Source organism: Streptomyces sp. NBC_00873 (genome assembly GCF_045207415.1).
Taxonomy (GTDB): domain Bacteria; phylum Actinomycetota; class Actinomycetes; order Streptomycetales; family Streptomycetaceae; genus Streptomyces.
Genome location: NZ_CP108803.1, coordinates 9,000,448 through 9,023,045, shown reverse-complemented (window position 1 = coordinate 9,023,045; position 22,598 = coordinate 9,000,448). Strand labels below are relative to the sequence as shown.

General features: G+C 70.3%; 18 protein-coding genes and 4 pseudogenes. 8 read left to right on the top strand and 14 right to left on the bottom strand.

Going from position 1 to position 22,598, the window contains the following annotated elements:
- The first annotated feature begins 1 nt into the window (after position 1).
- Both argG and OH809_RS41990 read left to right on the top strand, forming a co-directional pair.
- Positions 2 to 1,447, top strand: a complete 1,446-nt coding sequence (argG, locus tag OH809_RS41995) for an argininosuccinate synthase (RefSeq protein WP_406415648.1) — start codon at positions 2 to 4, stop codon at positions 1,445 to 1,447.
- Positions 1,448 to 1,532: 85 nt separating this feature from the next.
- Positions 1,533 to 1,781 (top strand): annotated as a pseudogene (locus OH809_RS41990) (transposase); the annotation flags it as partial.
- 117 nt (positions 1,782 to 1,898) lie between these two features.
- Here the strand turns inward: OH809_RS41990 and OH809_RS41985 are convergent.
- The 4 genes and pseudogenes from OH809_RS41985 to OH809_RS41970 form a co-directional block, all read right to left on the bottom strand.
- Complete coding sequence (locus OH809_RS41985; protein ID WP_406415649.1) at positions 1,899 to 2,417, bottom strand: hypothetical protein; 519 nt, start codon at positions 2,415 to 2,417, stop codon at positions 1,899 to 1,901.
- Between the two features lie 234 nt (positions 2,418 to 2,651).
- Positions 2,652 to 3,668 (bottom strand): annotated as a pseudogene (locus tag OH809_RS41980) (hypothetical protein); the annotation flags it as partial.
- Positions 3,622 to 3,945 carry a hypothetical protein gene (locus tag OH809_RS41975; protein ID WP_406415650.1) on the bottom strand — a complete coding sequence of 108 codons (324 nt, stop codon included), beginning with the start codon at positions 3,943 to 3,945 and terminating at the stop codon, positions 3,622 to 3,624. The gene OH809_RS41975 and the pseudogene OH809_RS41980, both read right to left, overlap by 47 nt.
- A gap of 357 nt (positions 3,946 to 4,302) precedes the next feature.
- Complete coding sequence (locus OH809_RS41970; protein ID WP_406415651.1) at positions 4,303 to 5,289, bottom strand: ArsR/SmtB family transcription factor; 987 nt, start codon at positions 5,287 to 5,289, stop codon at positions 4,303 to 4,305.
- A gap of 122 nt (positions 5,290 to 5,411) precedes the next feature.
- Here OH809_RS41970 and OH809_RS41965 point away from each other — a divergent pair, with 122 nt between their 5' ends.
- Positions 5,412 to 6,368 carry an SMP-30/gluconolactonase/LRE family protein gene (locus OH809_RS41965; RefSeq protein WP_406415653.1) on the top strand — a complete coding sequence of 319 codons (957 nt, stop codon included), beginning with the start codon at positions 5,412 to 5,414 and terminating at the stop codon, positions 6,366 to 6,368.
- A 325-nt stretch (positions 6,369 to 6,693) separates the two neighbouring features.
- Here the strand turns inward: OH809_RS41965 and OH809_RS41960 are convergent, their stop codons facing one another.
- The 4 genes from OH809_RS41960 to OH809_RS41945 are packed head-to-tail and all read right to left on the bottom strand — an operon-like array spanning position 6,694 to position 10,217.
- A complete protein-coding gene (locus OH809_RS41960) occupies positions 6,694 to 7,464 on the bottom strand; it encodes a type 1 glutamine amidotransferase (RefSeq protein ID WP_406415655.1) in 771 nt (256 codons plus the stop codon).
- On the bottom strand, positions 7,461 to 8,204 hold the full coding sequence (locus OH809_RS41955) for an amino acid ABC transporter ATP-binding protein (RefSeq protein ID WP_405691165.1): 744 nt from the start codon (positions 8,202 to 8,204) through the stop codon (positions 7,461 to 7,463). Before OH809_RS41955 ends, OH809_RS41960 begins: the two co-directional genes overlap by 4 nt.
- Before the next feature lies 1 nt (position 8,205).
- Positions 8,206 to 9,318 carry an amino acid ABC transporter permease gene (locus OH809_RS41950; RefSeq protein WP_406415656.1) on the bottom strand — a complete coding sequence of 371 codons (1,113 nt, stop codon included), beginning with the start codon at positions 9,316 to 9,318 and terminating at the stop codon, positions 8,206 to 8,208.
- Positions 9,315 to 10,217: an ABC transporter substrate-binding protein gene (locus OH809_RS41945; RefSeq protein ID WP_406415658.1), complete on the bottom strand. Its 903-nt coding sequence runs from the start codon at positions 10,215 to 10,217 to the stop codon at positions 9,315 to 9,317. The genes OH809_RS41950 and OH809_RS41945 overlap by 4 nt, the downstream gene beginning before the upstream one ends.
- A gap of 191 nt (positions 10,218 to 10,408) precedes the next feature.
- Between OH809_RS41945 and OH809_RS41940 the strand changes: the two genes are divergently transcribed.
- Together OH809_RS41940 and OH809_RS41935 are read left to right on the top strand one after the other, a co-directional pair.
- The gene (locus OH809_RS41940) at positions 10,409 to 11,449 is read left to right on the top strand and encodes a LacI family DNA-binding transcriptional regulator (RefSeq protein ID WP_406415660.1); all 1,041 of its coding nucleotides are present in this window, start codon (positions 10,409 to 10,411) and stop codon (positions 11,447 to 11,449) included.
- Positions 11,450 to 11,556: 107 nt separating this feature from the next.
- Positions 11,557 to 11,957 (top strand): annotated as a pseudogene (locus OH809_RS41935) (RNA-guided endonuclease InsQ/TnpB family protein); the annotation flags it as partial.
- Positions 11,958 to 12,044: 87 nt separating this feature from the next.
- On the opposite strand, the gene OH809_RS41930 reads toward OH809_RS41935, so the two are convergent.
- From OH809_RS41930 to OH809_RS41920, 3 genes are all read right to left on the bottom strand, one after another.
- Positions 12,045 to 14,075, bottom strand: coding sequence for an IPT/TIG domain-containing protein (locus OH809_RS41930; protein WP_406415662.1), 2,031 nt, complete (start codon positions 14,073 to 14,075; stop codon positions 12,045 to 12,047).
- A 434-nt stretch (positions 14,076 to 14,509) separates the two neighbouring features.
- Complete coding sequence (locus OH809_RS41925) at positions 14,510 to 15,253, bottom strand: IPT/TIG domain-containing protein (protein ID WP_406415664.1); 744 nt, start codon at positions 15,251 to 15,253, stop codon at positions 14,510 to 14,512.
- An 816-nt stretch (positions 15,254 to 16,069) separates the two neighbouring features.
- Positions 16,070 to 17,086, bottom strand: a complete 1,017-nt coding sequence (locus tag OH809_RS41920) for a serine hydrolase (protein ID WP_406415665.1) — start codon at positions 17,084 to 17,086, stop codon at positions 16,070 to 16,072.
- A gap of 245 nt (positions 17,087 to 17,331) precedes the next feature.
- On the opposite strand from OH809_RS41920, the gene OH809_RS41915 reads away from it, so the two are divergent.
- On the top strand, positions 17,332 to 17,829 hold the full coding sequence (locus OH809_RS41915) for a hypothetical protein (RefSeq protein WP_406425458.1): 498 nt from the start codon (positions 17,332 to 17,334) through the stop codon (positions 17,827 to 17,829).
- Between the two features lie 15 nt (positions 17,830 to 17,844).
- Here OH809_RS41915 and OH809_RS41910 read toward each other — a convergent pair whose 3' ends face one another.
- Positions 17,845 to 18,330 (bottom strand): lamin tail domain-containing protein, encoded by a 486-nt coding sequence (locus OH809_RS41910; protein WP_406415667.1) that lies wholly within the window; start codon positions 18,328 to 18,330, stop codon positions 17,845 to 17,847.
- A gap of 571 nt (positions 18,331 to 18,901) precedes the next feature.
- Here OH809_RS41910 and OH809_RS41905 point away from each other — a divergent pair.
- Positions 18,902 to 19,096, top strand: coding sequence for a hypothetical protein (locus OH809_RS41905; protein WP_406415669.1), 195 nt, complete (start codon positions 18,902 to 18,904; stop codon positions 19,094 to 19,096).
- 647 nt (positions 19,097 to 19,743) lie between these two features.
- Complete coding sequence (locus tag OH809_RS41900; RefSeq protein ID WP_406415670.1) at positions 19,744 to 20,763, top strand: alcohol dehydrogenase; 1,020 nt, start codon at positions 19,744 to 19,746, stop codon at positions 20,761 to 20,763.
- A 129-nt stretch (positions 20,764 to 20,892) separates the two neighbouring features.
- Here the strand turns inward: OH809_RS41900 and OH809_RS41895 are convergent.
- Positions 20,893 to 21,286 (bottom strand): annotated as a pseudogene (locus OH809_RS41895) (AfsR/SARP family transcriptional regulator); the annotation flags it as partial.
- 141 nt (positions 21,287 to 21,427) lie between these two features.
- Positions 21,428 to 22,189 (bottom strand): MerR family transcriptional regulator, encoded by a 762-nt coding sequence (locus OH809_RS41890; protein ID WP_406415672.1) that lies wholly within the window; start codon positions 22,187 to 22,189, stop codon positions 21,428 to 21,430.
- Between the last annotated feature and the right edge of the window lie 409 nt (positions 22,190 to 22,598).

The window sequence follows — 22,598 nt, the reverse complement described above, 5'->3', positions numbered from 1 at the left end:
CATGTCTAAGGTTCTCACCTCCCTGCCCACCGGCGAGCGCGTCGGCATCGCTTTCTCGGGCGGCCTCGACACTTCCGTCGCGGTCGCGTGGATGCGCGACAAGGGTGCCGTCCCGTGCACCTACACCGCCGACATCGGCCAGTACGACGAGCCCGACATCGCCTCGGTGCCCGGCCGCGCGAAGGTCTACGGTGCCGAGATCGCGCGCCTGGTCGACTGCCGAGAGGCGCTGGTCGAAGAGGGCCTGGCCGCGCTCGCCTGCGGCGCGTTCCACATCCGCTCGGGCGGCCGTGCCTACTTCAACACCACGCCGCTCGGCCGCGCCGTCACCGGCACTCTGCTGGTCCGGGCGATGCTCGAGGACGACGTACAGATCTGGGGCGACGGCTCGACGTTCAAGGGCAACGACATCGAGCGGTTCTACCGCTACGGCCTGCTCGCCAACCCCCACCTGCGCATCTACAAGCCGTGGCTCGACGCCGACTTCGTCTCCGAGCTGGGCGGCCGCAAGGAGATGTCGGAGTGGCTGGTCGCCCACGGGCTGCCGTACCGCGACAGCACCGAGAAGGCGTACTCGACCGACGCCAACATCTGGGGCGCCACCCACGAGGCCAAGACACTGGAGCACCTCGACACCGGCGTGGAGACCGTGGAACCGATCATGGGCGTGCGGTTCTGGGAGCCCTCGGTCGAGATCGCCGCCGAGGACGTGACGATCGGCTTCGACCAGGGCCGCCCGGTGACGATCAACGGCAAGGAGTTCGCCTCCCCGGTCGACCTGGTGATGGAGGCGAACGCGATCGGCGGCCGCCACGGCTTGGGCATGTCGGACCAGATCGAGAACCGGATCATCGAGGCGAAGAGCCGCGGCATCTACGAGGCACCCGGCATGGCGCTGCTGCACGCCGCGTACGAGCGCCTCGTCAACGCGATCCACAACGAGGACACCCTCGCCCACTACCACAACGAGGGACGGCGCCTCGGGCGGCTGATGTACGAGGGCCGCTGGCTGGACCCGCAGGCGCTGATGGTCCGCGAGTCGCTGCAGCGCTGGGTCGGCTCGGCGGTCACCGGCGAGGTGACCCTGCGACTGCGGCGCGGTGAGGACTACTCGATCCTGAACACCACTGGCCCGGCGTTCAGCTACCACCCGGACAAGCTTTCGATGGAGCGCACCGAGGACTCGGCGTTCGGCCCGGTGGACCGGATCGGCCAGCTCACCATGCGCAACCTCGACATCGCCGACTCGCGCGCCAAGCTCGAGCAGTACGCCGGCCTCGGCATCGTCGGCACGACCCACCCCGCGCTGATCGGCGCCGCCCAGGCGGCGACCGGCCTGATCGGCACCATGCCGGAGGGCGGCGCCGAGGCCATCGCCTCCCGCGGCGAGGTCTCCGGCGACGACGAGCTGCTGGACCGCGCCGCGATGGAGTTCGGCACCGACTGACCGGTGCGTCGGCCCGCTCCGGGCAGGGAACCGGAGCGGCCGAGCCCGGTCGCAGCCGGGAGGCCGGGGCCTCGAAGCCGCCCGCCGGGCCCAGGACACCGACGAGTGGAAAGAGCGCTACAAGGTCCGGGCCGGCGTCGAGGGCACGATCTCCCAGGCCGTACGCGTCACCGGACTCCGCCGCACCCGCTACCGCAGCCTGCCCGCAACCCGCCTCGGCCACGTCTTCGCCGCCACCGCGATCAACATCATCCGCATCGACCGATGGCTGACCGGCACCCCACTCCGCGGCACCCGCACCTCCCGCCTCGAAGCCCTGATGCTCGCGGCCTGACCACCCGAATCACGCATTCCTCAGCAGAGTCCTTCAGGGCGGGGGTGAAGGCGTCAAGCCCGCTGCCGCAAGGTAAGCAGGAATCTCCTGGCTTCAAGTATCAACCGGGAGAGCACTTCAATCCTCGATATCGCCGATGGCTACGCGGAGGTCATGCAAGCCCTCCAGGATCGCGATGACCGATGCCTCCGTCCGGTCGAGAGCTCGCCGGGTGGCCCGAATGTCACCGCGCTCGAAATAGAGCCGGGCGCTGAGTGCGTCCGTAGCCGCCACGACGGCCGCCCAGGACGCCGCCCGGCGAGGAGGCCCCTCCTCCTCGGTCCCCATGAGCTGCACCGCGGTGAGCTGCAACCGGTTCGCCAGCACGACGGACGAAAGCTGTGAGTCGGGTCCTGCCTGCTCCGTCCATCCGAGAAGCGCTTCGGCGACGTCCTTCAGCGGTTGCCCGCCCATGCCGGTCGAGGCGGTGATTTCCAGTTCTGTCTTGGCCAGCAGGGCGCCCAGCAGTCGCAGCCGGTCCTCGGCCTGCGGGCCCTGGGGCCACACGTCCGGATCCAGTACTGGTTCAGCCCCCAGGGCGACGAGGGCTGCGTAGATCTGCTCCGCACTCACCGGGTGCACGCTTCTGATGCTCACGTTCTCAGCTTCACCGCACGAAGGAGGCAGCGCACGCACCGCTCGCCGGTCTCTGTCGAGGACATCGCGTTGATGCGTTCGGGGCAGCGGCGGCTCAGAGTGCCTTCAGGTACTTGGCGTCTGCTGCCGGACTCGGGGCGTGGCCCCCGTGACGTGCCCCTCGTTACGGGTGTTGGGCCCTGTGGCGTGCGCATCTTCGATCCCTCGGGATGCGCACGCCTGGGCCCTGGGCCCTCAGACCAGGGCCCTGCAGCTTTTTCCCGGGTGGTGCAACCGTGCACCGTGCCGGGTGGTGGGAAGCCGGGGACCCGGGCCGTCCGGGACCGTCTCGCCGTCCCACAGCGTGGTGGCCGTGGCGCGGCCGCCCATCAGGTCGGTGAGATACCGGACGGTGAGGTAGTCGCGCTCGACGATGCCGCGCAGCAGCGTCGCGACCGACACCCGGTTTCCCTCGACCTGGTTGCAAGCCGGGTTGCCCTTGAGGTGGAGGTGCAGCCATTTCGCGCGCCAGCTGCCGTCGCGCCCGCGCAGGAACGCCAGCGGCAGCGCGACCCTGCCCGGGCCGCGCAGCTCCGGCTTCATGCGTACGGTGCGCGCCTCGAAGGGGCGGCCCTGCTGTTCGGCGTCGCGCAGCATGAAGCCGAAGAACGACTCCTTGACCTCCTCGAAGCCCTCTCCCGAGAAGATGTTGACCTGCGGGACGATGAAGGTGCCGCGCACAGCCCCCAGACGCAGGTTGATGAACTCCGAGGCGCCGTCGGGCGCGTCGGTGACGTCCCCGGAGTGCTCGCCCTCGACCTGGGTGAGCGCGGTGTACGACAGCCGGCAGACGGTCCCGTACGAGGCGTTCAGGAGCAGCGCGGACAGGTCGAAGTCGGTGGTGCGGCTGGTCTGCTTGCAGTGGACGAAGAACCGGAGCAGTTCCCCGTCGACCGGGGAGAGGGAGCCGCGGGGCAGCACGCCGAGCCCGGCGGCCGTCGCCTGGCCGCTGAGCGGGAGCGCGACGTCGAGGACGTCGGGGTCGATCAGCAGGTGCCCCGGCTCCAGGAGGCGGCGGCGCGTCTCGGCGTCCAGGGCGGCGATCAGGCGCTTGCGCTCGGGCGGCAGCACGGGTGGACGGGTGTCGGTGGTGACCCAGGCACGGCCGAGGCGGTTGACGAAGACGCGGGGCTCGCCCGTCTCGTCCGTCCGGTTGCGGAAGTGCTCACGGACCGACAGCAGGACCCGGCCGGAAGCCTGCGGGGCGACCTGGCACGTTGGCCGGGAAGTCGGCGAAGTAGACGTTGTGCTGGACGTGGTCGCCGGCCATCTCGCGGACGGTGTCCAGTGTGCGCACGGCGGTGTCGACGACCGTCTCCTCGGCCAGTTCCGACAGATGCTCCAGCAGGTTCGCCGAGAGCTTGAAGCCCACGGACATCAGCGCGGCGTCGAACTGCCGTGCTGCGGCCCCTCCCTGCCCGGCGGGCCCGGCGGGGGCAGGGATGCGGTACGTGTTCCGGATGATTGTGGGTTCGAGACGCTGGGGCATTCGGGCATGGTCCCAGGACCGCGCAGGCCAATGCATTCGGGTTTTCGAACACGGTGTGCACCAGCCGGCGGGCTGAGCGCTCCGCAGGAAGCCGAGTGCCGTATCAACGGGGCCGACCGGGCGGCACCCCGCCCGCAGTACGAGCTGTCAGGTCTGATCAGGTCGGTTCCGCCTCTGAGAGCCTGTCGGGTGACCTTCGATCGGAGAGCGGACGCGGCATGGTGCGTGCGATTCCAAGGCGCCGGGATGGCCTTGTAGCGGAGCTACCAGGGCATTTCGGCAACGCCGGAAGCGTGCGTGCCAGGGCGTGGCCGCCCGATCAGAGGTCACCCGACAGGCTCTGAGCCGGGGCGGGCCTCAGGACGACGGTTCCTCACCCGTCAGCAGGGCCAGTCCGAGCGGGGTCAGGCTGTGCAGGACGGACAGGCCCGTCCGGGCGGTGTCCACCAGTCCGGCGTTCCGCAGAACGGTGGCGTGCTGGCTGGCCGTCGCCAAGGAGGTCCCGGCACGTTCGGCGAGCGCGGTCGTGGTGGCCGGGACGCGCAGAACGGCGAGCACAGCTGCCCTTGTCCGGCCCAGCAGTGGTCCCAGCACGTCGGACGAGTAGACCGGCTCCTCGGCGAGCAGCATCGGATGGACCAGGACCGTCGGCTTCTCCGGCCGGTACATCACCATGGCGCTCACCGCGAACCAGGACGGTACGAGCAGCAGTCCGCGGCCGCACAGCGGGATGTCGTGCCGGGACGTCGACGGGAGAGTCAGTACGGGCGCCTGCCAGCTCCATGTGGGGCTGAGCGTGGTGAGCAGGGCGTCGACCCCGCCGCGTAGCAGCATCTCGGCGCGCACCGCCCGGTCGGCCATGGCGTCGGCCCTCACCCGCTGCCACAGCGGGGCGACCGCCGAGGTGAAGTACCCCTGGAGGTCGCGCTGCAGGGCCCGTCGTGCCGCCGGTGAGCCGTTCGCGAGCTCTCGCGCCCAGTGACTCGGCTGCTCCAGGGAACCGTTCCACCCAGGCGTGTCCGCCAGCCCCAGATCCAGGGCCAGCTGTTCGGCGGGAGTTCCGGTGACGAGGTCGAGTGCGGTGGCGAAGTCCCGGGCCGTCGGCTGTTGAAGGAAGTCCGGCAGAAAACCGTTGCGGGGAACGAGGTCGAGCAGGACACCGGGCCGGGGGCGGGTGTCCCGCATCGCTTTGTGCCACTGGCTGAGGGCGGGGCGCGTGAGGCCCCCGGTGGGCGTCCCGCCCCGGAGACGACGCACGCTGAGTGCCGTTTCCAGCAGGGCGTCGGGAGCCTGGGCCACCGTGACCTGGCGCAGGTCGGCGTCGGAGAAGTGTAAGCGGATCACGCCGCCTGATTATCGGCCCGGCCACGCCTTTCCGCGAGAGCCGAAAGGCGATGCGGCCGGATCGCGTATCGGCCAGGCTCGCGTGGGACACGCCGGTCCATGAACTCCTGGAGGTCCCAACGATGCGCGCCACCTCACGATTCCTCTGTCTCCTCGCCGCCGTCCTGGCCGCCGTCTTCGGCGGTACTCCCGAGCGGGCCGTCGCCCGTCCGCTGCCTCGCACCTACGTCGTCTCCGACGCCCCCGGCGTCCTGCCGGAGGGGATCGCTGTCGACCGGGACGGCACCGTGTACGTGTCTTCCGACGGCACCGGCGCGCTGTACCGCGGCCATGTCCGCGACCCTCGCCTGGACGTGTTCCGCGCCGAGGGAATCGAAAGCCGCCCCAGTTCCCTCGGCGTGCACACCGACAGGCACGGGTGGGTGTTCTCGGTGGGCGGCGCTGTCCTCACCGTCCACGACCGCAACGGGAGGCTGCTGGCCGAGCGTACGGCCGCGCCCGGTCCGCTCGGCGCGCCGGATCTCAACGACCTGGTGATCACGAAGGACGCCGTCTACGTCACGGACTGGGCCAATCCAGTGGTCCTGCGGGCCCCTCTCCGGCACGGCCGCCCGGGGCAGCTCGAACCGTGGCTGGACATCCGGTCCGCGTTCCCGCAGTTCCCGGCGCAGTACTGGCTGCTCAACGGCATCGTGGCGGACCGCTCGGGCAAGACCCTGCTGGTGTCGTCCAACGGAACCGAGGCCGTCTGGCGGGTGGACACCGCGACGCGCGTGATCGAGCAACTACGCCTGGGCGGTGAGTCGTTCGGGGCGGACGGGATGCTTCTGTCGGGCCGGACGCTGTACGCTGTGCTCAATTACGGCGCCCCGCACGGCGTGTACATCGCCGAGCTGGACGAGGAGCTGCGCACGGGGACGGTGACCGAACGGATCACCGGCGAGCCGTTCGACCTGCCCACCGCGCTCGCCCGGCACGGCTGCCGACTGTACGTCGTCAACAGCCAGCTGGATGACCCTCCGGGCCTGCCTCCCTACACGGTCAGCGCGATCGACGACCCGACCTGCCCGCGCCGCTGACGGGTGCCTGCCGCACGACTCGGCGTGGGCGGTGGGGCGATGGGCGTCACGCCCGTCGATCGTCGTGGACGGCGCGTGCGTCAGGGCGCTGCACACCTGCGGCGGCTCCATCGGCTACCGGCCCCTGCCGGCGGACAGCTGAGCGACGGACTGGGAGGTGCCGGAGCAGACCTCGTGCCCGGGCGTAGTCGGTGCGCACCGGGAACCGTGTGTGCACGTGGGGAGTGTGGCGGTTTCGGGGCCTCATATCGACCCGTTGCCGGCGGGGAGGACCGGTTGGACCGACCACGCCCGCAGCCCGGCCGGTCCGACCGTCATCGGGCCCTCATGGCCGCCGCTCCACTGGAATGCGCTGTCGGGCGGACGGGCCCGTGCCGTCGGCAACAATGCACCCCCATTGCTCGGCGAAAGCCCCCCAGAGCGTGCGCAGCCGCTTCTCCTCGCGCTCCACCTCGGCAACGACTCCGCCCGGTTCAAGGCCCAGGGCGTGCAGCGGACCGACGTCCGACGCGCCCCAGGTGCGTATGTCATCGGCCAGCACCTCGGGGTGGAACTGAACACCCCACACAGCCGTGCCGATCCGGTACGCCTGGTGGGTGCAGCGCTCGCTGGTGAGCAGCGCAACGGCGCCCTCGGGCAGGGTGGCCGTCTCCTCCCAGTGCCACTGCACTGCGCGCAACCAGCTGCCCTGGTCCACGAGTGGCGCGAACAGCGGGTCCGCGGAAGCCGCTTGATGGGATATCAGGTCATTGAGTCCGACCTCGGGCAGGGCGGCGTGGCGGACCTCGCCCCCGCAGGCCACTGTCAGCAGTTCCATGCCCAGACAGATCCCCAGTGTGGGAAGGTCCCGGGTTACGGCCTGCCGCAGCAGTTTTTGCACCTTTGGCAGCCAGGGCGCCTGCTCCTCGTCGTACGGGCCCATGGATCCGCCGAGGACCAGCAGCCCGTCGTATGCGTCCAGGGTGCCGGGCAGCGGGTCGCCCGCCCAGGGGCGACAGAGGTCTATCACCAGGCCCTGTTCGGCGAGGCGTTCACCGAACTGGGCCGGGCCCGTGCCGTCCTCGTGCTCCACGACGAGCACCCGGGCGCCGCTCACAGTCGCCCCGCCTCGACGATGCGGCGCAGGAAGGCGCGGGTACGCTCCTGCTGAGGGTCGCCGAAGATCTGCTCCGGCGGCCCTTCCTCCAGCAGTACGCCCTGATGAAGAAAGCACACCTTGTTCGACACCTCCCGGGCGAAGCCCATCTCATGGGTGGCCAGCAGCATGGTCATGCCGCCCTCGGCCAGTTCGCGGACGATGGCCAGTACTTCGGCGACGAGTTCGGGGTCGAGGGCCGAGGTGATCTCGTCGAGCAGCAGTGCGCGGGGGCCGGTGGCCAGGGCACGTACGATGGCCACCCGCTGCTGCTGACCGCCGGAGAGCCGGTCGGGCATGCTGTCGGCCTTGTCGGCCAGGCCGACCCGCGCGAGCAGGGCGCGAGCCTGCTCCTCGGCCTCGGCGCGCGGTATCCCGCGCACCTGCATCGGCGCGAGGGCGACATTGCGCACCACGCTCATGTGCGGGAACAGATTGAAGTGCTGGAAGACCATGCCGACATCGCGTCGCAGCCGGTCCACATCGGTGCCGCGGCCGGAGGCGACATCACCGCCGACCCGGATCTCACCCCCGCTGATCTCCTCCAGGCCGTTGATGCAGCGCAGCAGAGTGGACTTGCCGCTGCCGGAGGCGCCGATCAGGGTCACCACCTGGTGCTGGGCCACGGTCAGGTCGATGCCGCGGAGCACGGGGGTCTCCCCGTAGCTCTTGTGCACCCCGTCGATCTCGATGAAGGCCATGTCAGGCTCCCTTGCCGCGGCGCTGCTCACGTGCCACCAGCCGGTCCACCAACCGGGCCTGCGGGATCGTGATGAGGATGAAGAGCGCCGCGACCACGGTCACCGAGGACAGGTTGAAGTGGTTGGACGCGAAGATCTTCGACTGGTTGAAGGCGTCGATGGTGCCGATGACGTTCACCAGCGCGGTGTCCTTCTGCAGGCTGATGAAGTCGTTGAGCAGCGGCGGTACGACGCGGCGGGTGGCCTGCGGCAGCACCACATGGCGCAGCGTGGCGCTGTGCGAGAGGCCGAGTGAACGGGCCGCCGCGCTCTGGCCGGGCGCGATGGACTCGATGCCGGCCCGGAACACTTCGGCGACGTACGCGCCGTAGGTGAGGGTGAGCGCGAGGATCGCGAACCACACCGGGCTGAGCGAGCTGAGCACCGGCACCTCGGCGAGCGGCAGTCCGAAGCCGATCAGATAGATGACGATGATCGCCGGTACGGCGCGGAAGCCGTCGATGTACGCCGTGGCGAGCAGTCGCAGCGGGCGGCCGGTACGCCCCGGCGCCATCCGGGCGAGAGCGAGCGCCAGCCCCCAGACGAGGATCAGGATCTGCGCGGCGACGGCGATGAAGAGGTTGGTGCCGAACGCGGAGGCAATCTCCCGCAGGCTGATCCCGATCACTTCGCCGTCGAGGAAAGTGCGCTGCACGGCACGGTCGTTGGCGAACAGGAACCAGACCGAGCCGAGCAGGACGAGTGCGGCCAGACACCAGCCCAGTACGGTCCGGGCGTCCTCGCGGCCCTCGGACGCGGCTCGCCGGGCGTCGGCCCGCCGGTCCTCGGACCAGGCCGTGGCGGCCGCGCGGCCCGAGCGCACCGCCCGCAGCGCGGGCCTCAGCAGGGTGAGCACGGCGACGGCCACGACGACCGCACCGCCGGCGACCGGCAGGCCGGAGCCGGGCAGGGCCTTGCTCACGGACTGGGCAGTGGCGGCGGTCAGTGTCACGGTGACCAGGACGGCCGCCACCGCGGCGGCCGCGAGCGGCAGCGCCGGCCGGGGCGCGGTGGCCTTCGGCGGCTCGGTCCGCTCGGTCTTCAGCACGGTCAACAGATCGGAGGACACGCTCACTTGGCGCTCCATACCGGGATCGCCGCCGGGTCCCCGCCGAAGGCCTCGGCCAGGTAGGTGGAGGAGAGCTTGTCGAGCGTGCCGTCCTTCTTCATCGCGTCGATGGCCCCGTCGAGGGCGGCGGAGTTCTTGCCGCCCTTGGGGTACAGCGCTCCGTACGACTCTCCGGTGTCGTACTGCCCGATCACCTTGAGCTTGCCCTTGGACTCCTGGGCCTTGCCGAGCACGATGGCGACATCGGTGAGCGCGGCGTCGATCTGGCCCGCCTGGAGCGCGGCCTGCAACTCGACATCGCCCGCGAACACCTTCGGCTGGCTCTTCGGGTGGAGGTGGTCGCGGACGAAGTCGGCGCCCGTAGTGCCCTGCTTCACGCCGAGCCGCTGGCCCCCGATGTTGTCCTTGGTCACCTTGGACCCGGACTCGACCAGCACGCCGATGTCGGAGGAGAAGTACGGCGATGAGAAGTCCACCACCTTGCGGCGGGCGTCGGTGATGGAGATCTCCGCGAGCGCCATGTCGAAGTCCTGGGCCTTGCCCGCGACGAGCGCGTCGAAGGACACATTGCGCACGGTGAGCTTGGACAGGCCGGCCCGGTAGGCGAGATTCGCGGCCATGCAGTACTCGTAGCCGCTGTCGATCCGGCGCACGGTGTCGCCGTTCCACCAGCCGGGGCTGGGAAGGTCACCGACCACGGTGAGAGTGCCCTTCTCGACGGTCTTGAGGTGAATCGAGCCGCGGGCGCCGGTCACCTTGCACGTGCCGTAGGTGCGGGACCCCTTGGCGTCGGTGGTGTGGGTGGTGGAGTCATCGCTGCCGACCGCGGAACCGCTGCAGGACGTGAGGGCGGCGAGCAACGCGGCGGTGAGTGCGGGCAAGGCAAACGGACGGACGCTGCGCATGTAGCTCCTAGAGGAGAGGTGTCGGGAAGTAGTGGCGCTACACTGCCCAAAACGTTTTTGTACGTCAAGACCTCGAGGTCAGCGAAAGAAAAACGTTTTGGGGTTCGAGGGTGCGGACAGGCCGTTCTCTGGCACTCTTGAGGCCGCCGCGCGTTGGAGCTCGGTGGATGACACGGAAGGGCGACCAAAGCATGACCAGCCGGAAATCGACACGGGCCGGGAAGCTCGGCCGGCGGATCGGTATCCGCGACGTGGCGCAGGCCACCGGCCTGTCCATCACCACCGTGTCCCACGCCCTGCGCGGCAAGGGCCAGATCGCCCCGGCCACCCGCGAGCGCGTCCGCCGCGCTGCCGAGGAACTCGGCTACCGCCCCGACCCCGTGGCCCGCGGACTGGTGTCCGGACGCACCGGCATCCTCGGACTGGCCGTGGGCCACATGTCGGACCGCCCGTGGGCCGGCACCTACCGCCCGTACTATGCGGCGTTCTCCGCCGGCGCCACCATGACCGCCGTCGAGCGGGACTACGCCCTCGTCGTCGTCCCCAGCGATCCGGCCTCCGGGCTGTGGGCCCGCGTCCCCATGGACGGCCTCATCATCGTCGACCCGTTACGGGAGGACCCGCTGCTCGCGGACTGCGCGCGGCGCCGCATGCCGGTGGTCACCGACGGCCGCCCCATCGATCCGGGATACGATGATGTACCCACCGTGGAGAGCGACTTGGAGCATGGCATGGCCGAAGTCCTCGACCACCTGCGGGACTCCGGCGCCACCCGGGTCGGTCTCCTCTCGGGCCCGGAACCCGACGCGTACACCCAGGATTGCGAGCGCCTCTACCGCGAGTGGTGCACCGCGGCCGGCCGGCCGGCGCTCGTCAAGACACCGGCTGCCTCCGAGGATCCGGTGGAGGCGGCGCTACGGCTTCTGTCCGGCCCCGACCGCCCGGACGCGGTCCACGGCCTCAACGAGACATACGGCCAGGCCCTGGTGATCGCGGCCCGGAGACTGAGCCTGCGCATCCCCGACGACCTGATGGTCAGCGTGATGCGCGAGAGCGACCAGTCCTGCGGCACCGAGGACTGGGATGTACCGCTGACCGCCCTGAGCCTGGACGCGCGCCGCCTGGGCGCCGAATCCGTGACGATGCTGATCGATGTCCTGGACGGAAAAGCACCGCGCAATGTGATGGTGCCGTGCAGTGTCGTGGTCCGGAGGTCCACACTCCGTGCGTGAACGGTGCCGGGCCCGCACATGGCGCAGACCAGGTGCCGCTGATGCGGGGTCAGGGATGGCAGCCCATCCCTGTTCTTCGGAGGGAGTCCCCGTCTTCAGGCGGGGATCTTGTACGCGCGCATGGCTTCATCGTGCACGAAGACCTCAAGATCTCCCACATGAGGCGGGCCCCGAACCGAAGCCCGACCCCGGCCGGCTGGGCGGGTTCCTGCCCAACGGGGCGGGTGCGAGGGCGGGACTGAACCGTTCGATCAACGATGCCGGTTGGGGGGTGTTCCTGACGATCCTGAACGCCAAGGCTGAAAGCGCCGGACGGGAAGTGACGGCCGTGGACCTCCACAACACCTCCCGGCGGTGCCCCGCATGCCGGCACACCGTCAAGGAGAACCGGCCCACCCAGGAGAAGTTCCACTGCGTCGCCTGCGGCCACACCGCGCACGCCGACACAGTTGGAGCAATCAGCGTTCTACGGGCCGGGCCGGTCCGTCGCGAAGCCCAACCGTCATAGCGAGGAGCCACCCCCCTCAGGGGGTGGAGGAGTCACAAGAGGGCAGGTGGGTCGGGGCGTGGTCTGGTGCGACGGCTTGCGGAGGTGTCAGATGCCGGGTGGCTGGATTCGGCTGTAGGCGAGTCCGTTGCTGGTGCCGCCCGGGGTGGTCACCGTGACCTGGACGGGTCCTGCGGTTCCGGGCGGGGCGGTGGCGGTGACCTGGGTGGCGGAGACCACCGTGAACGACACCGCCGTACCGCCGAAGCTCACCGTGGTCGTCCCGGTCAGGTTGGTGCCGGTCAGGGTCACCGTCGTCCCACCCGAGACCGGCCCCTGGCTCGGGGCAACCGCGCTGAGGGCCGGCGCCGCGACATAGGCGTAGGAAAGGCTGTTGCTGGTGCCGCCCGGGGTGGTGGCCGTGACCTGCACCGTCCCGCTGCCCGCTGGGGCGGTGGCGGTGATCTGGGTGGCGGAGTCCACCGTGAATGACGCCGCCGCCGTACCGCCGAAGCTCACCGCGGTCGCCCCGGTCAGGTTGGTGCCGGTCAGGGTCACCGTGGCCCCGCCCGAGACCGGCCCCTGACTGGAGGAAAGCGCGGTGAGAGCGGGTGGGTTGAGGAAGAAGTAGGTGAGTCCGTTACTGGTGCCGCCCGGGGTGGTCACCGTGACCTGGACCGGCCCCGCGGTTCCGGGCGGCGTGGTGGCGGTGACCTGGATGGCGGAACCCACCCCGAACGACGCCGCCGCCGTACCACCGAAGCTCACCGCGGTCGCCCCGGTCAGATTGGTGCCGGTCAGGGTCACCGTCGTCCCACCCGAGACCGGCCCCTGACTCGGAGCCGCGGACGTGAGGGCTGGCGCGTTGACGTAGAAGTACGCGCGGCCGCCACTGGTACCGCCTGGGGTGGTGACCGTGACCTGGACGGGTCCTGCGGTTCCCGGCGGGGCGGTGGCGGTGACCTGGGTGGCGGAGACCACCGTGAACGACACCGCCGCCGTGGCACCGAACTTCACTGCGGTCGTCCCGGTCAGGTTGGTGCCGGTCAGGGTCACCGTAGCCCCGCCCGAGACCGGCCCCTGACCCGGAGAAAGCCCGGTGAGGATCGGCGCCGCCAGGTAGGTATAGGTGAGTCCGTTGCTGGTACCGGCCGGGGTGGTCACCGTGACCTGGACGGGTCCTGCGGTTCCGGGCGGGGCGGTGGCGGTGACCTGGGTGGCGGACACCACCGTGAACGACACCGCCGTACCGCCGAAGCTCACCGCAGTCGCCCCGGTCAGGTTGGTGCCCGTCAGAATCACCGTCCCGCCGGGCCCCTGACTCGGTGAAAGCCCGGTGAGGCTGGGCGTGTTGAGGAAGAAGTAGGTGAATCCGTTGCTGGTGCCGCCCGGGGTGGTCACCGTGACCTGGACGGGTCCTGCGGTTCCGGGCGGGGCGGTGGCGGTGACCTGGGTGGCGGACACCACCGTGAACGACACCGCCGCCGTGGCACCGAAGCTCACCGCGGTCGCCCCGGTCAGGTTGGTGCCGGTCAGGGTCACCGTCGTCCCACCCGAGACCGGCCCCTGACCCGGAGCAACCACGCTGAGGGCCGGCGCCGCGACATAGGCGTAGGAAAGTCCGTCGCTGGTGCCGCCCGGGGTGGTCACCGTGACCTGGACGGGTCCTGCGGTTCCGGGCGGGGCGGTGGCGGTGACCTGGGTGGCGGAGACCACCGTGAACGACGCCGCCGTACCGCCGAAGCTCACCGCGGTCGCCCCGGTCAGGTTGGTGCCGGTCAGGGTCACCGTCGTCCCACCCGAGACCGGCCCCTGACTCGGAGCAACCACGCTGAGGGCCGGCGCCGCGAGGAGGAAGAAGGAGAGGCTGTTGCTGGTGCCCCCCCGGGTGGTGACCGCGACCTGCACGGTACCGCTGCCCGCAGGAGACATAGCCGAGATGGCCGTGTCTGACAGGACATCGAACGACACCGTGCTGTCCGTTCCGAACCTCACCGCCGTCGCACCCGTGAAACCACTCCCTCGGAGACTGACCGTGGTACATCCTGAGCCGGAGCGTTGATCGGGATGGACAACAGTCAACGTGGGCGTGGGCAGGGTTACCGCTACTGCGGCCGCCGGATGGGGCTGTTGCGACATGTCCGTGGTACCTCTCTGCCAAGGGCCAACGGCGGGTGCCGGTCGGGGGCCCGTGGGATGTGATGGCTGTTCCCGCCCGCGCCGGCCCCGGAGGTGGCGCTCAGGGAAGCCTTGAACGGTGCGCCGACCGCGGTGGCGGTGTTCGCGGTGATGGTGGCCGACTTGGTGCCGAACTTCACCGTGGTCCCGCCGCCCGGCGACGACACTCGGTCGTACGGCCGTTACCGGGTGGTCGCTGTTGTCCACTGTGTCGCCCGAGCGTGTCAGGTGGCCCGGTACGGGCCGGTGGAACGGAGTAATGGGTCGCGGCCCCCGGCCCGGAAGGGGTTCCGGGCCGGGGGCCCTTGGAGGAGCGGAAGTGGCGTCCTGCGGAGCTACCGCGTCCGCTCCCGGTAGGACGGGTCCCCGAACGTGATCGCGCCGTGGGGGCGCGGTCAGATGCCGGGGCCGGTGACGTACGTGAACGCGCCGGTGGCGGTCGCGCTGCCCGCGTCGTTGCTCACGACGACATCAACGGGGCCTGCGGCCCCGGCCGGGGTGAAGGCGGACACCGCTGTGTCGGAAAGCACCGTGAAGGGCGCCGGGGTGCCGCCGACGGTGACCTCGGTGGTGGTTGCAAGGCCGGTTCCGGTGATGGTCACCGCCGTGCCTCCCGACGTCGGACCGGAGGCCGGAGCCACCGCCGTCACGGTCGGCGCTGCGACGTACGTGTACGACAGGCCGTTGTTGGTGCCGCCCGCCGTTGTGACGCTGACACCGACCGCGCCCGCGGCGCCGGCGGGTGCGACCACAGTGATCTGATTGTCGGACACCACCGTTGGTACGGCTGTGTTGGCGCCGAAGGAGACGCTGCTGGCAGTGGAGAGGCCGGTTCCCGTGATGGTGATGGTCTCACCCCCCGCGGTCGACCCGGCCGTCGGACTGATGGACTGCTTGAAGGGCGCCCCCACGTAGAAGAAGGAGATCGGGTTACTCGCCCCTCCCGCGGTGGTCACAGTGACGCCGACCGCGCCGTTGCCGGAAGGGGAGACGGCGGTGACCTGGGTGGGCGAGACATTGGTGACGGCGGTCGCGGACCGGGTGCCGAAAAGCACCGCGGTGGTACCGGAGAGATTTGTGCCGGTGATGGTGACGAGAGTGCCGCCGCCGCTGGATCCCTGGTTCGGACTGATGGGCATGAGATTCCTCCTTCGCTCGAAATGGGGTACATTTCCGAGCAGTGAGTGAGGCGTTCGGTTCGCCGTACGTCCTCATGCGATGAGGCGCTCCCCCTGGCCAAGTGCTTTGCTGTGACCCTGTACTGATGTTCGATTGGCGGTGTAGGGCCGCCGGAGCACAGTCCGAGTCACCAAGGCGGGGAGGGATCCTGCACATGTCTGCTGCCGCAGGATCGGGAGCGCTTTATCGCAAAACTTGAGCATTCATACGTCTCGCCGATTGGGTTATGAGAATTAACCCACCAGGGTGAATCGGAACACAAGACCCAAAGGCCGGAAGTCAGTCATTCGACTGGGCGCTCAGGAGCGAAACCCGGCACACTCATAGCGCATTCGCGAATAGCCGTTTATAGCTATATATGACTGGCGGCCGGGAAATTTATCTTCCGGGATCACTGTCCGGTATCCGTTCGACCGCCCCTGCCAGGGGCCGAGATGCCTGCTGTTCGACGCCGGCGGCCGCTCCGCGTCCGGTGCGCCATGAGCCGCCGCCTCGCACGGCATCGGCGAGCCGGGAGCATCCGCCGGCGTCCTCGACCGGCCAGCCACGCGCCGCCGGCTGGTTTGCCTTCGACCGTACTCCCCCACCTTCCCCCGCCACCAGCTCCAGCCCCCGGTGATCTCTCTGCAGCTCAACTCACCGTCCTCACCGGTGCGTTCACGGTCGGCCGGGATGTGCATGATTCCCTGGCAGTCCAGAGACGGCGCGGACACCTCCAGGTCCTTGCGCCAGACCGGAACCACCGATCCGACGGCGCCCTGGTGGCGGTTGCGGGGTCAGGCCGTCTGGTCCAAAGCCTGGACGGCCGCCTTGGCCGCCTTCTCCACCAGTTGGACACCGTCCGCCATGCTGACGCTGCCCCGCGACAGCACCGCCACCAGGCGGTCGTGTCCGTCCACCCGGACCAGACCGATGCTGTTGACGTCCCAGCGGCCCGTCGCGGTCCGCTGCAGCCAGCCGTTCTTCAGGCCGGTGACGGGGCCGGCCGCCGACACACCCCAGTCCTGGCCTGCCGCTATGCCGCCCATGAGGCCGCGCAGGCAGGCCCGGGACGCCTGGTCCAGTGGGGAGTCGGTGCCGAAGACGGCGCTCAGCAGGGCGAGCTGATCGGTCGCGGTGGTCTGGGTGAGCCCCCAGTGCCCGTCGCCGCCGCCGGTCGTGCCGGTCAGGCCGAGCCTGCCGTTGGCGGCGTTCAGGCCCGGCGCCTCACCGATCACGCGCCACAGCGCGTCGGCGGACGCGTTGTCACTGATCCGGATCATCGACGCGGCGGACGCCTTCTCCTGCGCCGTGAGCCCGCGGTGCTCGTCCTGTGCCTTGAGCAGCAGGGCAGCCAGGATGTCGACCTTCACGATGCTCGCCGTGTCGTACGTCGTCCCCGCCCGCACGCCGTATCGTGCCGCGCGCCCGTCGGCCGGATCGAGCACCGCCACCGAGAGCGAGGCGGGGGTGGCCGCCACGACCGGCGCGAGCCGCCGGGACAGCGCCTGGTCAGGAGCCACACCGGTCCCGGCGGTCCGCAGGGCCGCCACGGACACCGACGGCGAGTGCGCCACTGTGGCGGACGCGGACGGCAGCGCGAGGATCGCGGCCGGCCGGGCGGTGCCGGACACCGTCCCCGCGGTCGGGCCCGACCGCGGGACGGTCCGCGCCTCGTCGGCCCCGGCCGCGTCGGCGAAGCCGCCCGTCGCCGCCCAGCCGGTCATGACGAGCGCGAGTGCGGCCAGGGCGTAGCGCGAAGGGTGGTGCCGGGCGAACGTGACGACCAGTGGAGCGAACGAATGGCGAGACATGGCGCGAGGATAAAAAGACCATCCGTGAAATAGCTATGTCCCACGTAACAGCTGCGCGACACGGTTCGTGATTCCGCACACACTACCTATAAGTGGACTCTGCGGAAGTATCACTCAATGAGGTCATTAATGAACTTTCCGCGCGGGTCCAGCCGCTCATGGCGACCATGACAGGCGGGCCGCTGTCGAGTCGATGAGCGCGGCCGACCAGTCGGTGGCCGCGGCTTCGTCGGCGGGCGCGTCCCGTGAAGCGGGATCCGGGCGCGGACGCGCCCGGCGCCGCCCAGGCGGCGCCGGGCGCTCGGGTCGCCGCCGTGGACGGCGACCCGCTCTCGCAGGCCGAGCAGTCCGCGTCCCGCTCCGTACGCCCGGTCCGCGACCGGGCCGCCCCGCGAGGCGGAGCCGTCGCGACCCGCATCGAGGACAGGACGGCAAAGGCAGTGGCCGTGTCGCTGGCGAACACCCAGTGGCGGGAGGAACTGCGTTCGGCGGTACTGAAGTCGAACGAGGTCGATCTGCACAAAGCGTCGTTTGCGGCCGTGCTTCTCGCGGGTCTTCTCCGCCGCGAAGTCCAGGTCCTCGATGGCGATGGCCTTCACGCCGATCCGTTTGGACGTGCTGAGCGGCGAGAACCGGGGGCCGCCGACATACGAGAGCGGCGTGCCACCACCCTGTGTGGGTGGTGGCACGCCGGCTCGGAAGGGCGGCACGCCGGGGTCAGAAGGTGCGCCCTTGGTCAGTGACGGGGCAGGGGCCGGTCAGCGGCGGTAGCCCCAGGACTGGGTGTCCACGGTGCGGCCGTCGTCGTCGCGCAGGGTGGCCTTGTCGGCGTAGTTGCTCCAGATGTAGTCCCGGCTGCCCTGGTAGACGTCCCGACGGGTGTCATAGCCGCGCCCGGTGTGGACGCGGACCGTGGCGTAGCCGGGCAGGCGCAGGTCGTCGAAGCGGTAGCGGTTGCCGTCGCGGTCGGAGAGCGTCCATCCGTCCAGGTCGACCGCGCGGCGGCCGGTGTTGGTGACCTCGACCCACTCCCGGTTCAGGGACCGGTTCGACCAGTCGTCACGGCCGGGGCTGTCGTACTGGATGTCGCCGAGGACGACCGTGGAGTACGAGTGGTGGCGGCCGTGCCCGTATCCGTGGCCGTGGTCGCTGTCGGCGGCTGCCGGCATCGCCGCCGCGGCGACGACGGAGCCGGCTGCCAGAGCGGTAGCGGCGATGCGGCGGACGGTACGAGAAGCAGACATTGATATCCCCTCAAGTAAGGGCGCCCAGGACCCAATCAAGGGCCATGCTGCGCGGTGCGGTTCCCGGCCCCTCAGGCCGAGAACCCACAGCCTGGAGCACCTCCCCCGCCACCGGCAGCGACTCCGGTTCGTGTTACTTAATGCGGACATTTCCGTAACTCGCGATTGTATTGATCACACATCCCGCCCGGGCGTGCCCCTGACATCGACTGCCGGATCCACGCACCCGCTCCGCAACCGGGGGCAAGCCTTTTCCGGCCTCCACGCACCCCGCCGCACCGCCCCGCAAGCCACCCGTCCAGCAGCACGCCCATCGGTAACAGCCACGATGCCACGCAATTCAGACACATATCGTGCGGCCGAACACCCGCCCGCAGAGTGCGGCCTTCCTCGACAGCTGCGGGCTGGACAGGTCAGATCAGTACGTGGGTGAGCTTGTCCGGGTTGAGGACGGCGAAGATGCCGTGGATCCGGCCGTCTCGCACATCGAGCGCCACCAGTTGCTCGCCGCCGTCGATGGTGGTCAGCAGCGCGGGGTGGCCGTTGGCGTCGACGACGCCTGGCCTCCCCCGTGGGCGACGGTTCGTCGAACTTCGGCATCCTCGCGCAGACCCGCACGGCGACGAACGGGCCGAGCGGTACGCAGCGGTGCGGGCGCGCGGTGATCCCGAGCGTGCAGAACCAGCGGGCGTTCACCGGGTTCCCGGCTCCGTTGTGGCGGATGCTGGACGGTGACGGGTTCTTCGTCACCGTTCCTGGGCAGTGAGCAGGAGTGAGTCCCGTCTCACCGGCACGCCCCGAACGGTCTTGGGCGCACTGGTACTCCGCTTTCGCGTCCCGGTCGGCGACGCATATCCCGTATGCGGTCCGTCCCGGGCGGGCGGAATCCCTACGACCTGGCCATGTGGGTGTGGCCGGAGGCGACGGGGAGGCCCCGAACCATCTCGCTGGTGACACGGGGGCCCCGACTGCTGACGCCACACCCGGCGTCCCAGATCGCACCGAGAACGCTACGCACACCCCGCCGGGCGTACCCGCAGCTCGTCACACCGTTCACCCCATCGTGTCCACGTTCGCCAAAACGTTGTGCTTGCCCAGCAGTTGTGAACTCCTTGCCGGTCGGTTGGAGGGCGGTGCCCCTCACACAGCAGGACGCCCGCGCTCACCGGGGCTCCGCGCATGATCGGCCGGTCAGGACCTGGAACGGCACGGGCATTCTTTTCCGGGAGTTCTTCGTGCGCCCGGCTTGCCGGGTCCTTCGGGAGATCGGGAATACCCTGAACAGTAATCTCTTGACCGGTTATGTCCTTCGGGAATTCCGTTCTCTGGAACAGCCGTACGAGCCTTGGTTTCGACCGGCATGAGACCGGTCTCGTGCCTCCCCCTTCCCCTTGTCCTACAACGGAGAGGTCCATGAACACGATGCGTGTCGCCCAGGTCAGCGCCGCGGGCGGGAAGTTCGAAATCGTCGAGCGGGAACTGCCGCAGCCCGGCCCCGGCCACGTCCGGATCACCGTCGAGGCGGCGGGCATCTGTCACACCGATGCGGGCTTCGTCAACGCCGGCTTTCCCGGCGTGCAGTTCCCGCTGGTCACCGGCCACGAGGTCGCCGGGCGGATCGACGCCCTCGGCGAAGGCGTGACCGGATGGCAGGTCGGCGACCGCGTCGAGGTCGGCTGGTTCGGTGGCAACTGCGGCCACTGCCTGCCCTGCCGTGAAGGCGACTTCATCGACTGCCAGAACCTTCAGGTTCCCGGCTGGGCCTATCCCGGCGGCTTCGCCGACGCCATGGTGGCCCCCGATAACGCGCTCTCGCGCATTCCTGACGGATTGCCGGCCGTCCTGGCCGCGCCGCTCGGCTGCGCCGGCGTCACCACGTTCAACGCTTTGCGGCACAGCTCTGCCCGGCCTGGTGACCTCGTGGCGATCCTCGGCGTCGGCGGCCTGGGACACCTCGCAGTCCAGTACGCCAACCAGTTCGGCTTCGACACCGTCGCCATCGCCCGCGGCCGGGGCAAGGAGCCACTGGCCCGGGAGCTCGGCGCCCGGCACTACATCGACAGCAGCGCCGTCAACGTCGCCGAAGCCCTCCAAGCGCTGGGGGGCGCCCGCGTCGTGCTCGCCACGGCGGCCAACTCCGACGCGATGTCTGCCACCGTCGACGGCCTGCGTCACCGTGGGCAGCTGATCGTCCTCGGCGTTACCCCCGAGCCGCTGCAGATCAGCCCGCTGCAGCTGATCGGGGGAAGCCGCTCCGTCCACGGCCACCCGTCCGGCACCGCCCAGGACGTCCAGGACACGCTGACGTTCAGCGCGCAGACCGGGGTGAAGCCGATGGTGGAGACGGTGCCGCTGGAGGAAGCCGACGACGCCTTCCAGCGGATGCTCAGCGGCGCAGCCCGTTTCCGCATGGTGCTCACCACCGGCAACTGACCACCAGCTGCAACCGGGTGCGTGGAGCGGGTCGGCGAGCCTTCCCTGCGCGCCCCGGCACGGGCACTGCGCGCTGCATCGCATCCCCTTCTCCCCTGGCCGGGATGACGGACGGCACGGGTTCTCCGCTGCGGCCACGGCCCCGTCCCACAGCGCGAGCCCTGCCTCGGCCTCGGCCAGCGCCCCGCCGTGGTCTGCGGCCCGGGCCCGCTCCGCGCCGGCGGCCGCGCGCAGCGGCAGCGCGGAGCTGTCGACCTGCTCCTCGTCCAGGGCGGGGCGATAGCCGGCCGGGGTCGTGGCGATATCGTCGGAGCCGAGTTGTGAGCAGAGCCGCGAGACCAGCACCTGCACCGCTTTGCCGGTCCGGCAACTCCTCGGGCCACAGCCCTTGCACCAGCCGCCCGGTGCTGCAGCCCGTGTGCAGATCCTCGGCAAGCAGCGCGAGCAGCCCGCGCAGCCGGGGGGCGGTGATCTCCTGGCGGCGGTAGGCCACTTGCGGCAGCAAGGTCAGGTCGGTGGTCATCTGCGCAGATGAACGAGCGGGAGGCGCGTGTGAGCATGGGCCTGTGGATCAGGAGGTGTGTACGCTGCCCGGCTGTCCCTGTCAGGGCCGGAACGCCACGCTTGGCAGCACATCAGGAGCGCCCCGGTGGCCGGTGCCGGCTCAGCTCAGCCGGGTGGTGGCGTATACCTCGATGGCGTCCCGCTGGTACTGGGCCAGGCCCGGCGCGATCGCCTCGTACGCCGCGCGCCACTGCTCGTTGTCCACGCAGGCCCGCCCGATCGCGCGATACTCCGCGGCGCGGACCGTTCGGAGCTCGGCCAGTGCCCGGTACTGGGCATCGATCTCGGCCTGCACCGGGCCGGCGTCGGCGGGCGTTCCGGCGGCCAGGAGCTCGGCCAGCCGGATCATCTGCGCTGTGCGCTCGCGGTGTCCCGCGTCGATCTCGGCCTGGCTCATCGTCGAGGTGTGCTGCTCGATCCTCTCGGCCAGCTCCGGGAAATCACGCAGGCTCTCTGTGTACTGGGCGGGCTGGACGCCTTCGAACAGGTTCTCCGGTCGGTTGATGCTGGTCATGGGTCTGCCGTCCTTTCTGGACTGCTCCAGTTCGGTGATCGTGCGGGAGACGGTGCCGGCCAGGGCGTCAAGCCGGTCCCGCTCGGCGAGCAGCCGGCGGTGGTGGCCGCGCAGGGCGTCCAGTTCGTCGACCTGCGCGGCCAGGATCCGGCCGATCTCGGACAGTCCCAGTCCCAGCGCCCGCAGTACGAGGATCTGTTGCAGCCGCAACAGCTGGTGCGCCTCGTAGTAGCGGTGGCCGTTGGTGCCGATCCGGGCGGGTGGCAGCAGGCCGATCTGGTCGTAGTGCCGCAGTGTCCGGGCCGTCACGCCCGACATCCGGGCGACCTCCGCGATCGGCCAGGTCATCGCTGCCCCCTCACGAGTGCTTCACCGGGCCGGTCTCTCCGGGCCTGTGAAGGACGGTAGAAGCTGCCGCAGCGGCAGTTTCAAGCCCGGCACCCAGAATCTGCGCCCCACCGGGCCCTTCGTGCGCGTGCACCGCCCGGCCGGCCTGCGCCGTCGGCCCCCTGTGCGGTCCGATCCGCGTCAACCGCCCGTGGCAGCGGTATGCGGCGGCTGGGGTGGCGCGTCGGGAAGCGTCGCCACCGGGGGCATCCACCGCACAGTGCGCCGCTTTCCTCGGGCCGGTGACCGATCGTGAGCACGGCGCCCTCGGTGGTGCAGCGCACCTCCTGGCGCAACGGCGACGGCCGTGGGCGCAGGCCCGCAGACGGCGGCCGCAGGCCGGGCGGTGCCGGGCGGCGTGTTCGGGCGT